General features: G+C 61.8%; 11 protein-coding genes, 2 tRNA genes and 2 pseudogenes. 12 read left to right on the top strand and 3 right to left on the bottom strand.

What is annotated here, in order from left to right:
• Window positions 1-58: 58 nt before the first annotated feature.
• The 3 genes from KWG56_RS04575 to KWG56_RS04565 all read left to right on the top strand — a co-directional run bounded on the left by KWG56_RS04575 (window position 59) and on the right by KWG56_RS04565 (window position 2,022).
• Complete coding sequence (locus KWG56_RS04575) at window positions 59-1,615, top strand: AbgT family transporter (protein ID WP_219353895.1); 1,557 nt, start codon at window positions 59-61, stop codon at window positions 1,613-1,615.
• A 172-nt stretch (window positions 1,616-1,787) separates the two neighbouring features.
• A tRNA-Asp gene (locus KWG56_RS04570) sits at window positions 1,788-1,864 on the top strand.
• 81 nt (window positions 1,865-1,945) lie between these two features.
• Window positions 1,946-2,022, top strand: a tRNA-Asp gene (locus tag KWG56_RS04565).
• A 142-nt stretch (window positions 2,023-2,164) separates the two neighbouring features.
• On the opposite strand, the gene KWG56_RS04560 is transcribed toward KWG56_RS04565, so the two are convergent.
• Window positions 2,165-3,415, bottom strand: coding sequence for a glycosyltransferase (locus KWG56_RS04560; protein ID WP_219353894.1), 1,251 nt, complete (start codon window positions 3,413-3,415; stop codon window positions 2,165-2,167).
• A 326-nt stretch (window positions 3,416-3,741) separates the two neighbouring features.
• On the opposite strand from KWG56_RS04560, the gene KWG56_RS04555 reads away from it, so the two are divergent.
• Window positions 3,742-6,879 (top strand): autotransporter domain-containing protein, encoded by a 3,138-nt coding sequence (locus KWG56_RS04555; protein WP_219353893.1) that lies wholly within the window; start codon window positions 3,742-3,744, stop codon window positions 6,877-6,879.
• Window positions 6,880-7,271: 392 nt separating this feature from the next.
• Here KWG56_RS04555 and KWG56_RS19030 read toward each other — a convergent pair whose 3' ends face one another.
• Together KWG56_RS19030 and KWG56_RS19025 are read right to left on the bottom strand one after the other, a co-directional pair.
• Window positions 7,272-7,463 carry a histidine kinase dimerization/phospho-acceptor domain-containing protein gene (locus tag KWG56_RS19030; protein WP_219353892.1) on the bottom strand — a complete coding sequence of 64 codons (192 nt, stop codon included), beginning with the start codon at window positions 7,461-7,463 and terminating at the stop codon, window positions 7,272-7,274.
• 56 nt (window positions 7,464-7,519) lie between these two features.
• Window positions 7,520-7,753, bottom strand: coding sequence for a hypothetical protein (locus KWG56_RS19025; protein ID WP_280638400.1), 234 nt, complete (start codon window positions 7,751-7,753; stop codon window positions 7,520-7,522).
• On the opposite strand from KWG56_RS19025, the pseudogene KWG56_RS19100 reads away from it, so the two are divergent.
• The 8 genes and pseudogenes from KWG56_RS19100 to KWG56_RS04520 form a co-directional block, all read left to right on the top strand.
• Window positions 7,685-8,062: pseudogene (locus KWG56_RS19100) on the top strand (hypothetical protein); the annotation flags it as partial. The gene KWG56_RS19025 and the pseudogene KWG56_RS19100 overlap by 69 nt on opposite strands.
• Window positions 8,063-8,138: 76 nt before the next feature.
• Window positions 8,139-8,300, top strand: a pseudogene (locus KWG56_RS19095) (cytochrome c biogenesis protein CcdA); the annotation flags it as partial.
• Window positions 8,301-8,394: 94 nt separating this feature from the next.
• The gene (locus tag KWG56_RS18715) at window positions 8,395-9,015 is read left to right on the top strand and encodes a thioredoxin family protein (RefSeq protein ID WP_244999640.1); all 621 of its coding nucleotides are present in this window, start codon (window positions 8,395-8,397) and stop codon (window positions 9,013-9,015) included.
• Window positions 9,012-9,230, top strand: coding sequence for a hypothetical protein (locus KWG56_RS18710; RefSeq protein WP_244999639.1), 219 nt, complete (start codon window positions 9,012-9,014; stop codon window positions 9,228-9,230). Before KWG56_RS18715 ends, KWG56_RS18710 begins: the two co-directional genes overlap by 4 nt.
• A 51-nt stretch (window positions 9,231-9,281) precedes the next feature.
• Complete coding sequence (locus KWG56_RS04535; protein WP_244999638.1) at window positions 9,282-9,806, top strand: TlpA family protein disulfide reductase; 525 nt, start codon at window positions 9,282-9,284, stop codon at window positions 9,804-9,806.
• A gap of 122 nt (window positions 9,807-9,928) precedes the next feature.
• The gene (locus tag KWG56_RS04530) at window positions 9,929-10,591 is read left to right on the top strand and encodes a DsbA family protein (protein WP_219353891.1); all 663 of its coding nucleotides are present in this window, start codon (window positions 9,929-9,931) and stop codon (window positions 10,589-10,591) included.
• A gap of 189 nt (window positions 10,592-10,780) precedes the next feature.
• Window positions 10,781-11,854: a LacI family DNA-binding transcriptional regulator gene (locus KWG56_RS04525; RefSeq protein WP_219353890.1), complete on the top strand. Its 1,074-nt coding sequence runs from the start codon at window positions 10,781-10,783 to the stop codon at window positions 11,852-11,854.
• On the top strand, window positions 11,776-14,910 hold the full coding sequence (locus KWG56_RS04520) for a TonB-dependent receptor (RefSeq protein ID WP_244999637.1): 3,135 nt from the start codon (window positions 11,776-11,778) through the stop codon (window positions 14,908-14,910). Before KWG56_RS04525 ends, KWG56_RS04520 begins: the two co-directional genes overlap by 79 nt.
• Window positions 14,911-14,962: the final 52 nt, after the last annotated feature.

Raw genomic sequence — 14,962 nt, 5'->3', positions numbered from 1 at the left:
CCTTCGCCCCTCTCCAAGTCCTACTGAAGGCCCCGATCTGTAACAGAAAGTCATCTTAATGAGCGTCGCGAGCCGGGCCCTGAATGCGGTTGAACGCATCGGGAATAAACTGCCCGACCCTGTCTTTCTGTTCCTGTGGCTTATCCTGGGCCTGATCGTTCTGAGCATGGTGGGGGCCGGACTGGGCTGGTCGGCCATAAATCCGGTGACTGGCGAGCAGTTGACGGCGGAGAGCCTGATATCGCCCGCAAACCTGGAACGGCTGATCATCGGCATGCCCAGGACGTTGGCGGACTTCCCTCCCCTCGGCATCGTGATCACCATCATTTATGGCGCGTCGGTTGCTGAGCGGACCGGCATGTTCGCCACAGCCATCCGTGGGGCGCTGCTGAACGCGCCGAAGTCGATCCTGACGCCCGTCATCGTCATCACGGGCATGGTGTCGCACCACGCGTCGGACGCCTCTTATGTGGTCGTCATCCCACTGGCCGCCGTCATCTTCGCCGCAGCGGGGCGGCATCCGCTGGCCGGTCTGGCCGCAGGCTTCGCCGCCGTGTCGGGCGGTTATGCAGGCAACCTGTTCCCTGGCGCCAGCGACGCGCTGATTCTCGGCATCACCGAGCCTGCCGCGCAGCTGATCGACCCGTCCTATTCGGTGAATATTGCGGGCAACTGGTTCTTCATCGTCGGGGTCGTCTTTGTCTTCACTCCCATCGTCTGGTTCCTGACTGACCGCGTCATCGAGCCGCGCCTGGGCAAATGGACGCCGTCGGCCGGGGTTGCAGCCCCCGCCACTTCGGAAAAGCAGCTTCTTACGGTCGACGAGAAGCGGGGCCTGAAGTTCGCAGGCCTTGCCCTGCTCGGCATGATCGCCCTGTGGACGTTGATCACCTTGCTGCCGAACTCGCCCTTCGTTGATCCGGCCGCCGAGCCTGAGCAGCGCTTCAATCCGCTCTATCGCTCGCTGGTCGCCTTCTTCGCCGCCACCTTCTTCATCACGGGCGGAGCCTATGGCGTTGGTTCACGATCCATCCAGTCGCACCACGACCTGGTGCGGATGATGCGTGAGGGCATCGAGCAGTTGGCCCCCTATATCGTTCTGGCCTTTTTCGCCGCCCACTTCGTAGCCATGTTCAACTGGTCTGGCCTGGGACCGATTCTGGCGGTCAATGCAGCGGCTGGTTTCCAGACCCTGTCCCTGCCCGCCCCGCTTCTGCTGATCTGCGTCGTTCTGATTTCCTGCTTCTTCGACCTGTTCATCGGCTCGGCCTCGGCCAAGTGGTCGGCGCTGGCCCCGGTCGTGGTGCCGATGTTCATGTTGCTGGGCATTTCGCCTGAGATGACGACCGCCGCCTACCGGATGGGCGATTCCGTCACCAACATCGCCACGCCGCTGATGAGCTACTTCCCGCTGATTCTGACCTTCGCCCAGCGTTGGGACCCGAAGTTCGGCCTGGGCTCGCTAATGGCGACCATGCTGCCCTATGCCGGCGCCTTCCTGATCGCGGGCCTGATCATGGTCGCAGGATGGGTGGCGTTCGATCTGCCGCTTGGGCCAGGCGTGGGCGTTCACTACGAACTGCCCGCCCATATCGTGGCCTCGCCCGCACCTTGAGCCGCGCCGCAAACCGATGCGCAAACCTGAACCTGGGACCGCCCCGAAGCCTCTGTTTCAACAGCCTTTCGACCATGCCGCATCTTTCTCGAAAAAGGTCGCTTGACGCGATGGGTCAGCCCGCCTAAACGACGCCCCTCGCCGGGGCGCACTGCTGCTTCGGCAGGGAAACGCGGGTGTAGCTCAGTTGGTTAGAGTGCCGGCCTGTCACGCCGGAGGTCGCGGGTTCGAGCCCCGTCACTCGCGCCACTCTCTCTAGAAATAGAAAGAGTGGCGCACACCGCCTTCCCATCATAGCTTTCGAAACAGCTCAAAAGTTTCGACCTGTACGCGGGTGTAGCTCAGTTGGTTAGAGTGCCGGCCTGTCACGCCGGAGGTCGCGGGTTCGAGCCCCGTCACTCGCGCCACTTCTTTTCAGTTCAACAAGATAAAGAAGTGGCGCGCCCCGCCTGAGCGGAGATCGCAGCCCCTTATCGTGCGCCGCGCCCAATCAGAATCAAAGGCAAGCTAAAAGGCTGCGCGGCATCGCGCAGGTTTGCAGCAGCCACCTCAGTGGGTGGCGTGGGCGTCACCAGACCTGACGAAGGCTGCGTCGCCGGTCAGATCGCCATAGACCATGCACAGGTCTTCAAAGACGCGATTCCATGCAAACTGACTGACGGCCTTCTCACGCGCCGCGCGGCCGATGGCTTCGATGTCCCGCTCAAACAAGGCCTCGATCGCCTGGGCATAGGCGTCGGCGTCTGCACGCGTCGCCAGTTGCCCGACTGAATCATCCACCGTTTCAGCCACGCCGCCGGCATTCACGCCGACAACCGGACGCCCACAGGCCATGGCCTCCAGCACGATAAGGCCGAACGGCTCCTTGTCATTCGCATGAACGAAGGCGTCACAGCTGGCGATGATCTTGGCGACCGCCTTGGGGTCCGTCTCATAGGGCATCGAGATCACACGATCTTCCGCCGGCATTCCTGAACCCGCGCCGACCAGCACCAGATGATAGGGCGCGCCCAGCTTCTGGACAGCCTCGATCAGGACATCGACATTCTTTTCCTTGGCGGGCCGCCCGGCGAAGCACAGCAGGCGCGCATCGGCGCTCAGGCCCAGCTCGTTCAGAAGCCACTGGCGGTCTCTGCGTTCGGGACGGAAGGTGTCGATTTCAACGCCCAGCGGACGAATGACGATATTGCCTACGCCCGCCTCTTCCAGCCGTCTTGCAATGAAGCGGCTGGGCGACACGACGCGGTCGAATTGAGAGAACAGCTTGGCCCAGCGTTTCTGAACGGGCTTCTTGGCCCATTCGCCGAAATGCAGCGCGGCCAGGCCTGCGGGATCCGAGTGGCAGAAACCGACAACCGGGCAGCCGACACGTTGCCCGGCCTCCAGCGCGCCCTGCCCTGCTGTATAGGGATCGCCCGCCTCGATGATCGACGGCTTGCTCGCCGCCACCCAGGCGCTCCAGCGCCGGACAGAGCTGGGCCAACGATAGCCGTCCCCGAACGGCAGCTTGGCCGCCCGCAACCGCACGATCCCATCGGCCGCCGCCCTGTGGCGCGCTCCGGGGACGATCAGTGAATGGGCGACGCCCGGACGGTTTTCCGCCAGCCACGCCTTCTTCGACAGCAGGTAACGCTTCACGCCGCCGGAACGCGGCGCGAACAGCATGGTCGTGTCCACCAAGCGGGGACGGTCATCATGAGACGCAATCTTCAACGCCCTCAGCGTCTCAGCGACCTCTACATCCAGCCCAGGAATAAGCCGCAGCTCGCTTTCCTGAACTTCAAGGTCGGTCATGCTCATGAAAATCGTCTCGCCTGGTCGGGCCTGCCGAACGCCAGAGGCGTCGTTTGGATGCGTGGCGCGGATATGCGCTTGACCATTTCGCCGCCCGTAAACCCACGCGTTGCAAAGCTCAATAGGAGCAACGAGAAATCCGTCCGATCCCGACGCAAGATCATAGGCGTAAATGCGCTGGAAGACCGCTTTCGACGGCATGTCGGTCCGCGTTGAAAATCCTATGGCCTTGCATTCGCCTCAAATTCGATAAACTTGAGGAAGGCTGGCGCATACCCTGCTAAAGGGTCGCCCATCTTGTGATCGTGTGACCACCAGGGGTTTTCTTTCGAATGCGTATTCTGCTTGCGACCGCCGTAGCGATCGCCCCCCTGTTGGCTGCTGCTGGCGCTCAGGCCGAGATCGTCATCTCGTCTGACCGCACCACGCCGATCCGCACATCCAACGCCACCGGCAGCGCGGCCGACAACGTCCGAATCGCCAGCGGCGGCAGCATCACCCTGACCAGCGGCACGGCCGTCACTCTGGATTCGAACAATACGGTCACCGTCGATGCAGGCGGTTCGATCTCTATGCTCAAGTCCGATGACGGCTCAACCGCCATCCTGGCCCAGGGCGGACGCACAGGCGGCATCAAGCTAGATGGCGCCATCAACATCACCGACACGCTTGAAACCAGCGAGTTGCACAAGCCCTTCGCCACGGGAACCGATCGCTACGGCGTCCGCGTCACCGGCCCAGGCGCCTTCATCGGCAACGTCGAGGTTGGCGCAGGCGGGGCAATCAAGGTCGAGGGCAATAACAGCTACGCCATGTCGATCGAATCCGCCCTGAACGGCAATCTGTCGATGCTGGGCGGCCTTTCTGTCGTGGGTGACAATACCTACGGCCTGCGCACGACCGGGGCCATCGACGGAAACGTCACGCTTGCAGGCAGCATCTCAGCGACAGGACTAAACGCCCGTGGCGCATCGCTGGAAGGCGACATCAGTGGCGGCGTGAAGGTTCGCTCATCCATCGCCACGACAGGTTATCGCTACACCACCCCTCCTCCGGCACAGCCAGAGAACCGCTCGCCAGACGACAAAAACATCTATCTGGGCGATCTAGACGCCAACGACCTACTACAGGGCGGCCCCGCTTTGACTATCGCGGCGAATGTCGCCAAAGGCGTCCTTTTGGCCGTCGATTATGATGACAAGGGGGTGCCCGTCGCGGGTCAAACCAGCCCATCAATCGTCTCATTCGGCAGCGCTCCGGCCATCCAGATTGGCTCTGACACCCAGGCGATCACCCTCGGCGTCGCCGGGACCGGCAATGATGCTTATGGCTTTGTCAACCGCGGCACAGTGACTGGCAGCGGCGTCTATGCAGGATTTAGCGCCAGGGGCCTGCAACTCGGCACTGCCAGTGGCCAGTCCGTCACCGTCGATGGCGGCGTCCGCAACGAAGGCACGATCATAGCCTCAGCTAAGGACGCCGACGCGACAACCATTTGGATCAATTCCGGCGTCACGACGCCCACCCTGAACAACACCAACATGATCCAGGCTGGCGTGGTTGGTTCCGGCGCATACACCGCCACAGCTGTACAGATCGGCGTTGGCGCCAACCTGCCCTCGTTCACCAACTCCGGCACCATCAGTTCCGCAATCAACGGCGACAAGGGCACAGTTTACGGCATCCATGATCTCTCCGGGTCGCTGACCGAATTCACCAACAAGGGCAGCGTGATCGTCGGCTTCGTGTCGGAAGCAGATAACGGCACAGCGGCGGACCGCCAGGCCACCGCCATAGATTTGTCTGCCAATACTACAGGCGTGACGATCCGCCAGATCGCTCCCGAGCAACCGGCCGACACCAAGGAAGAAGACAAGAAGTTCGCTTCCATTATCGGCAATATCAAGCTGGGCGACGGCGCCGACCTCGTCAGCATCGAGAACGGCACAGTTGTCGGCGATATCGCCTTCGGTGCTGGCGCGGACCGGCTCAACATCTCGGGCGGCTCGACGGTCAGCGGCGCAATCACGGCCAGCGACGGTCAACTCGACATCAACGTGTCCAAGGGCACGCTGAACGCCACCCAGACAACAGCATCATCGATTTCGAATCTGAACATCGGCGCCGACGGCACCTTGGTCGTCATGCTCGACCCGGCCGCAAACAAGACCGGCGGCTTCAACGTCAGCGGCAACGCCACCTTGGCTGACGGCGCGGCGCTTGGCGTGCGGTTCAACTCTCTTCTCGCCGCACCAGAACGTTTCACGATAATCGAAGCCGGGTCGATCAACGTCGGCACCATCGACCAGACCCTTCTCAACTCGAATTCGCCATACCTCTATGTCGTCAACGCTGGCGTGGATCAGGCCGCCGGTCAGCTGTATGTCGACGCTCGTCGCCGCACCGCAGCCGAAGCCAACCTCATCCCCGTGGAAGCCTCAGCCTTCGACGCCGTCTATGGCGCGCTCGGCTCGAACGAGGCGCTGAAGAACCTCTTCCTTTCGCGCACCAATCGCGACGACTTCATGGACGTCTATCAGCAAATGCTTCCCGACCATTCGGGCGGCCCGCTGATGTCTCTGTCCGCTGGCGTAGATGCAGTCACGCGCGCGCTGACAGGCCGCAACGCCACAGCCGCCCCAGGCGAGACCAGCGCCTGGGTGCAGGAAATCAACTTCTACGCCGACAAGGACAAGACCGACAGCTACGGCTTCCGTTCGGAAGGTTTTGGCATCGCAGGCGGCGTCGAAAAGGGCACCAATCTCGGCGCCTTCGGGATCTCGGCGGCCTTCACCTCCTCCGACATCAAGGAGCCGGAGTCCAAGGCCGAGGAAACCCTATCCGCCAGCCTGTTGGAACTGGGCCTCTATTGGCGCGCGCAGGGTCAATACTGGACGACCTGGGCTCGCGTCGCCGGCGGCTACGCCAGCTTCAACGCCAAGCGTTCGCTGGTGGCCGAAGGCCTCTATCTGAACAACAAGTCCGACTGGCACGGCTGGACCGCGGCTGCGGCTGGCGGCGCCTCGTATGAGCGCAACTTCGGCCGCCTGAACGTGCGTCCCGAAGTCTATGCCGAGTATTTCCGCCTGTCCGAGGATGGCCGCACCGAGCAAGGCGGCGGCGACGGCTTCGACCTCGACATCGACTCGCGTGACAGCCACATCTTCTCGGCTGTTGCGGCAATGAACATCGGCTATGGCTTCGGCCAGAACGGCTGGCTGCGCCCAGAACTGCGCATCGGCTATCGTCAAAACATCTCGGTCGACGCCGGTGAAACCATCGCCCGCTTCGCCAGCGGCGGCCAGTCCTTCACCCTCACGCCTGACGCCATTGAGGGCGGTGGTCTGATCCTGGGCTTCCGCGTGAACTTCGGCAACGAACTCGGCATGTTGTCGCTGACAGGCGACGCCGAACTGCTCGAAGACTACGTCCGCTACTCGCTTCTTCTGCGGGCCAGCTTCCGATTCTGACTGGATTAGCCATTTCAAAAAACCAAAGGCCGTCGGAAATATCCGGCGGCCTTTTCGTTTGCCGCGATTGGACGATCTTACTTCCAAAGCACTTCGACACTTTGGCTGAAATGCCGGCACGCTCAAGCGACCGACGTCAAGTGGTTCCTCACCGACAACCCATACAACTCGATCCGCAGCCCACCCAAAGAGGATGGCGCAAATCGGACCGTCCCGCCGTGCATCTGCAGGGCCGAGACGACGATGGAGAGGCCCAGTTCGCTATCACTGGGGAGACTGTCGGCGTGGCGGAAAAAACGGCTGCCGAGACGTTCGATATCGTTCGATATCGTTCGGCCTGACGCCTGGGCCTTCGTCTTCGATGACTAAAACTGAGGCGGCGTTGTATCTGTTCAAGCGCGCGTGCGTATGGCGGCGTCGGTCGTATTGGCGGCGATCTGGACCTGAATGCGCAGCCCGGCCAGAGGGGTGCGAAACTCATGTGCGGCGGCTGTAGTGAACTCGCTCTGCTTTTTCTGGGCGCCAGACGCGACATTCACAGGCGTCATGTCTGCGGCGCTGCGAGCAGCAAAAGCGCGGGTCATCTGCCGGATCGCTTCAGGCCTGCACCGACGGACCACCAGATCAGGACGCAAGGCCATCAGACCCAGAACCGCCGGTCCCAGCAGGCCCTTGACGAGCCGCCCCACACCAGGGCCGTGACCAGGGCAAGAATGGCGAACAGCCGTATTCGAGGAACATCATTGGAGCGGATATCCCAGGCCGCGTAGCGTGCGGATGAAGCCGTTCCCAGCTTGGCGCGAAGATGGTGGATATGAACCTCGACCGCGTTGGACCCGATGTCCTCCCGCCAGCCATAGAGACGCTCTTCCAACTGGCTGCGCGACAGAATGTGGGTCTCGGTCGTTCAATCAGGGTCTCTAGGATCGCGAACTCACGACGCTACAGATGCAGATCCCCTCGCCGCGTCAGGCCAGTCGTGATTTCGGGTCCAGCGTGCCCCCGCGTGCGACAGGGAACCAGAGGTCGGTACATCACAGACCGAAGAAGGTGTAATGCCTGCTGCGGCTGCGGCCTCCCCATCACCCCGCGCCCTGACACGCGATCAAGGCTTTGTAGCCGGGTTGTCCGACAAGGGCGGCTGGCCTTCCTCGGATTTGGCCTGCTGCTAGCCTTCACGCCGTGCGTCTTTCCCATGGATCCGATCGTGGCAGGCGATCGGCCGCGATGTCGATGGTCGGGGCAGATGGCGCGGCTTATTGTTGCCCAGCGCCTATGTTCTGGAGCTGGCCGCAGCCTTCGCCCTGCTCAGGAGCGCGTGGTCGGACCAGAACCTGCAGATGGCGCTACAATCCGTCTGGGCCGTGGGCGTGCTTTCCCTCATCTTCCTCGTCCTGGCCGCGTCAATGTTCGGCGAATTCGAACTGCAGTCACCGTCCGCCTGGACCAGCCGACTGTCGCGCGACAACGGTGCAGGCCGCCGGTCTGTAACCTCGGCGGCGGACCTGGGATTGTTTGGCGCTGACCGTCGGTCCTTACGTGATAGCGCCGCTGGCAGGCGTCCTGTGCCTGAGCGCCACCGCCGCCCTGTGTCTGTTCCGGCCTTTGACATCCGGCGCACTGTCAGGGCTGGCCCGCGCCGCCGGTCTGGCGCTGGCGGTGTGGGGCGTGCTGTTGCTGATCGGCCTGAGCCTTGACGCCAGCAGCCCGTGGCGTCCGCTCACCCCGCTGACGCGCACAACGGGCCTGACCGTCACGGCTACCACATCGCCTGCCGCCATCGTCACTGACAACGTCGCCCTGACCCAGGCGCTGGCACGCGCGACCGAGCGCAACCGCCCGGCCCTGGTCTATTTCACCGCAGACTGGTGCGTCAGTTGCCGGGTGATCGAACACGAGATGTTCGAGAATGATGCGGTTCGGGCCGCCTTCAACGGCGTCGATCTGATCAAGGTCGATGTGACGCGCAGCACGCCGGATGCGCGTGCGCTAATGGAACGCTACGGCGTCATTGGGCCGCCGACCCTGGCCTTCTTTGCTTCCGATGTCGGCGAGATGCCCAAGACCCGGCTTATCGGCGAGGTCTCGGCGCGCAAGCTGTTGGCGTCGCTGGAACGCGTGGGAGACAAGGCATGAACAGCATCGCACTGGGACCTCTGCTGCTGTCGGGCGAGCGTTTCGCCATCATCGCGGGCGTGTTCGTCTTCATGATCGGATCAGGCCTGTTGGCCAGCCGCGTCAGCGGTCGATTCAACCTGTGGAGCACCATTGTCGCCATTGGCGGTGTGCTTGCGGCCCGCGCAGCCCATGTGCTGGGCCATTGGGAGTATTTCAGCGGCAATCCGGTATGAGCCTTCGCCGTCTGGCAGGGCGGATTCGGCTGGCTGTGGGTTCTGCCGGTCGTGGCCATAGCCAGCGCGTTAATCCTGAAGACAACGCGCGAACGCTGGTGGGCCTTAGCCCCAGTCACCGCCAGCACCCTGGTGTGGATCGTCGCGCACCAACTGGCGTATGCAACCGAACCCCTGCCTCCGCCGGAGATGACCCTGGCCCAACTCGATGGCCCTCCCCTGACGCTTTCGGCCCCCGCCGACAAACCCAGCGTGATCAACATCTGGGCCACCTGGTGCCCGCCCTGCCGCCGCGAAATGCCCGCCCTGGCCCAGGCCGAACAGTCTCATCCGAACGTGCGCTTTCTGTACGTCAATCAGGGCGAGGCGGAGACGACGGTGCGCAGCTATCTGGACCGCGAGAGCCTGTCCCTGACGCACGTGCTGCTGGACCCCATTATGGCCTTGCCGCGCCACTATCGGACTTCGGGGATACCCGTGACCCTTTTCCTTTATGCTGATGGACGCCTGGCTAAGGCGCATCTGGGAGAAATCGCGCCCGAACGGATCGCCGCCGAAATCGCACGCCTGAAATAGCACATCTTAAGCCAGACTTAAGCTTGACCGTTGACGGAGGTGTATGCCTGCCGACGTCGTCTGACATTGTCTCCCATCAAGGCCCGGACACTTGTTGACGCGCCGATCACGCAGGAAACCCCATGAAAAGCTCAGCGCCACTACTGATGTTCGCCGCCGCACTTACGGTGGGCGCCTGCGACCCGGCGAGCGCTGAAAACGGTATGACCGCCACGGCCGCTCAGGAGAGGCCGCTGGTTGCCCAGATCGGATTCAACGACCTTCTTCGCAACCCCGCCACGCCATTCCTCGGGGCCGAAAACGCCGACATCACGATCATCGGCTTCATGGATTACAACTGCCCCTACTGCAAAAAGATGATCCCCGAACTGGAGGGTCTGATGCGGTCCGATCCCAAGGTTCGAGTCCTCTACAAGGAATGGCCGATCTTCGGCGCCTTGTCGGACAGTATCGCCCGCATCGCCCTGGCCGCCGGTTATCAGGGCAAGTACCACACGGTCCACAACGCCCTCATGGCCACGCCCGGCCGTATCCAGAACGAGCAGGAAGCCCGACGCCTGGCCCAAGCGGCTGGGATCGACATGGCCCAGTTGGACCGTGACCTGACCACCCACCGCGCCGCTATCGACGCGGTCATCCTACGCAACCGTCGCGAAGCCGCCGCCCTGGCGTTGAACGGCACCCCGGCCTTCGTCATCAACGGCAACCTGATCCCCGGCGGCATGTCCCAGCAACAACTCCAGGCCGTGATATTCCGCATCCGCTCAGGCCAGCCTCTACGCTGAGCCACGTCGGCTCTTTCGGAGCTTAGCCGGAAGGAGCCGAGCCTGTGGCAAAACATCCTCCAGGCGTGTTCACCCACAGTAACGCTTGCAATACAAATTACGGACGTGTCATGTAAGCGCTTACACAGCTTATCGACAGACCTTCGACAAGGAGGCTGGGGTGGTTGGCTGAGGGAGGGACGATCGGATATGGCTGCGGATACCGCCACGCCTTCTGCTCAATTTGATGCGGCGCCCCTCACCAGAGCCGCCACAATGCGTGATGTCGCAGAACTCGCGCAGGTGTCGATCGCGTCGGTGTCCAGAGTCTTGAATGGATTGGGCGTTACGTCTGATGCGACGCGTCAGCGTGTGATGGATGCCGTCGATCAACTTCGCTACGTCCCGCATTTCGGCGCGCGAAGTCTGTCGACCAGCCGAATTGACACAATCGGCGTCATCTTGCCGGATCTGTTCGGCGAGTTCTTCTCGGAGTTGATCCGAGGCATGGACCTGGCGGCGCGAGGGCATGGCCAACACCTCATCATTTCCAGCTCTCACGACGACGCCAAGGACACCCTGGCGGCGGTCCGCTCAATGAGCGGCCGTGTCGATGGAGTAATCTTTCTGTCACCTCACGTCGCGGCGGCGAACCTCGCAACGGAGTTTGCTGGCCGGATGCCCGTCCTTCTAATGAATGCAGGCGCAGCCGACGCGGGACGCCCCGCCATCGTCATCGACAACCATGGTGGTGCAGTTGAAGCCGTTCAACATCTGATCGCCACCGGCCGCCGCCGGATCGCCCACATTCGCGGCGCGGCCGGCAATACTGAAGCGGATACACGCGCCGCCGGTTATCTCGCAGCACTGGGCGGACAGGAACCCGTTCTGGTGGAGGGTGATTTTTCGCAGGCTTCCGGCCATCGCGCCGCGACACAGCTCATGGCATTACCGGAGCCGCCGGACGCCGTTTTCGCCGCCAATGACATGATGGCGGTGGGTGCGCTTTTGGCCTTCCAAGAAGCAGGCGTGCGCTGTCCACAGGATATCGCAGTCGTTGGCTTCGACGATGTGCCGATAGCCGCCCTGGTGCGCCCGGCCCTGACAACGATGCGGGTCAATATTGCGGAAATCGGGCGAAGAGGCGTCGAACGCCTGATCCGGATGGTTCAGGCGGGTCAGAACGCCCAGCCTGCGGACACCTTTTGCGAAGTTGTACGGCCAGTTCTGGTCGAACGCCAATCCACTGCGGCAGCTTCAACCGCCGCGGTCAACAAAGGGTAGGTCCAGCCACATCGCTGCAAACCGAACCCATCAGGAGGGGAGAGTTCAGGATGAAACAGTTCAATACGCGTAAAGCCGCCCTGGCCGCCGCATCGGCGATCGCCATTAGCATGGCGGTGGCAGGAGCCGCTGCGGCGCAGAATGCCACGACGACCCTGCGCGGCTCTGTATCTCAAGGCCAAACGGCAGAACCCGGCGCAACAGTTGTCGCGACTGAAGTCTCAACGGGATACGCCACACGTTCACGCGTCGGCAGCGATGGCCGCTACGTTCTGTCCGGCCTGCGCCCCGGCACCTATCGCGTTCAGGTGACCAGCGCCAATGGTCAGACTGCGGAGCAGACGGTCACCCTGTCGCTCGGCCAGGTGGGCACCCTGAATCTCGACGTCGGCTCGACCGCCGCAACAAACGGCTCAACGACCAACGCAACCGACCTGGGCGACGTTGTCGTCACCGGACGTCGCGTCTTCGAAGTTCGCACGCCTGAAGTCGCCACCAATGTGACCCAGCAGCAGATCAATAACCTGCCCCAAATCAGCCGCAACTTCCTTAACTTCGCCGCCCTGGCCCCCGGCATGCGCGTCACCGAGGACGACACGGAACGGACGATCTCGGCCGGCGGCCAGACCGCCCAGGCCATCAACGTCTTCATCGACGGCCAGAACCGAAAGTCGCTGATCAATGATGGAGGCGTTGCCGGCCAGGATGATAGTCGGGGCACACCCTTCCCGCAGGGCGCCGTCCAGGAATTCCGTGTCATCAGCCAGAATTTCAAGGCCGAATACGAACAGGCTGGCTCGGCCATCATCACAGCGGTGACCCGTTCCGGCACTAATGAATTTCACGGCGACGTCTTCGCCTTCTATCAAGATCCATCCTGGATCGCGCAGGATGAAATCTCGCGGCGACGAGGTTCAGAAAAAGCCCCGCTAAAGCGCCTGCAGTACGGCGCCAGCCTGGGCGGACCGATCCTCCAAGACCGCCTGCACTTCTTTGGAGCTTATGAGCGCAAGGACGAGGACCGGATTTCCCAATCCTTCCTGAACCGTACCGAGTACAATGACTTCTTTGTAGGAGATCTCGGCACCACCTCGACGCCTTACGAACAGGACGTCTTCTTCGGCAAGCTGTCGTGGCAGATCGACGACCGCCAGCGTCTTGAGTTCAGCACCGAATACAAAAAGGAAGAGGACATCCGCGGAGCCAGCGGCCAGAACGCGCCCAGCCGCGCCGCCCGCAACAACGGCGAGACCCTGGCCTTCAATCTTCGTCACCAGTTCCAGGCCCAGCACTTCCTGAACGAGTTCTCGATCGATTATCTGAAATCGAGCTACGAGCAATCAGTGATCAACGGTTCGGACTATGGGCGTCAGTACGTCATCTTCCGTGACAATGACGCTGACGCCCCAGGTTTCCAGTACAATATCAACAACCGTGACTCGACGGTGTTCACTGCTGGCGGACGAGCCGATGCTCAGTTCCTTGAGCAGAAGAGCACGACGATCCGCAACGACCTGACCATTCCAGACCTGTCTTGGATGGGCACGCACACCATCAAGATGGGTGCGAAATATTCAATGCAGAACTATTTCGTGCAGAAAGATTTTGGGCGAAATCCGACGTTCGTATACGATATTGAAGCACGCCCCGAAATCAACGGCAGCCGTACGATCCCTGTCGCTGTGAACCTAGGCGTCGCCGTGCCTCCTGCTGATGTCGATAACAACGTCATCGGTCTGTACATTCAGGATGACTGGCAGATCACCGACAAGCTGGAGATCAATCTCGGCATCCGGTGGGACTACGAAGACAATGCCGTCAACAACGACTACCGAACGCCGGATTCCATCCGAAACATGCTGATGGCGATCCAGAATCTGCCGAACTATAATTTCCCATCCTACTTCAATCCATCCGACTACATCTCTGACGGCGATCGCAAGGCGTTCAAGGGCGCCTTCCAGCCTCGCTTCGGCTTCTCGTATGATGTGTTTGGCGACGAACAGACCGTAATCTTCGGCGGCGCTGGGCGGTATTATGATCGGATCGGCTTCAACTTCGCTTTCGACGAACGCTTCAAGCCCTTCCAGTTCAACAAGACCATCTACTTCTCCAATGCCGGCGGTCCTTACGGCGGCCAGGATACGATCGCCTGGGATCCGAAATATCTGACGCCGGCCGGTCTCGACCCCCTGCTGGCCGCCAGCCCCGGCGCAGGCGAGGTCTTCTTGGTCAAGAACAACTTCGAGCCGCCACGCACGGATCAGTTCAACATCGGCGTGCGTCAGAAGTTCGGACGCTGGCAAACCGCGCTGACATTCGCCGCAGGGCATACTGAGGGTGAATCCGCCTGGTACATCGCCAATGCCCTGACCGAGACGGGCGGCCGCTTCGATGGCCCGTCCCCCACCTCTGTCGGTTTCTCGCAGTTCCGCAACGCCATCTTCTTCCAGAACACGGACAAGGAACGCGACTACAAGGCGATATATTTCACAGCCGATAAGCCCTACAACCGCGAAGATCGCTGGGGCTTCAACCTAGCCTACACCTACATGGATGCGACCCAGAACGGCAGCCGCGACAACGGCTATGGCGCGTTCGACTTCGACTACAACACGCCGGGCCAATCGCCGAAATACCGCTCATCGACAGACGAGCGCCACCGCATCGTCGCGTCCGGCACATTGGGCCTGCCAGCCGACTTCCTGCTCTCAGGCATTGTCACGTTGGGATCGGGCCTGCCCTACAACATCTACGACTGCCCGAACGCGCCAGCCGGTGGCCCCAACATTTGCTGGAACGGCGGCAACCCCGAAAAACACGCCTTCTTCCCAGGGATGAACTTTGCCTATCGTCAGGTCGATCTGCGCCTGACCAAGGCGTTCGAAGTCTTCGGCGGACAGCGCGTCGAGTTGATCGCGGATGCGATCAACATCTTCAACTTCACTAACTACAAATCGTTCGACGCTGGTTACAATAGTCCGCGTTATGGCGCAGGAACTGAGGTGTTCATGCCCACTCAAAGCTTCCAGGTCGGCCTGCGCTATTCCTTCTAAACAACCTGGGCCCTGGGCCGTCTTCCGCTTGCTGGAAGACGGCCTTTCTTTT

The organism is Brevundimonas nasdae (assembly GCF_019395145.1).
Lineage (GTDB): Bacteria > Pseudomonadota > Alphaproteobacteria > Caulobacterales > Caulobacteraceae > Brevundimonas > Brevundimonas nasdae.
The sequence above is the reverse complement of the archived record's forward strand: the minus strand, read 5'-3'. Positions and strand labels throughout refer to the sequence as shown.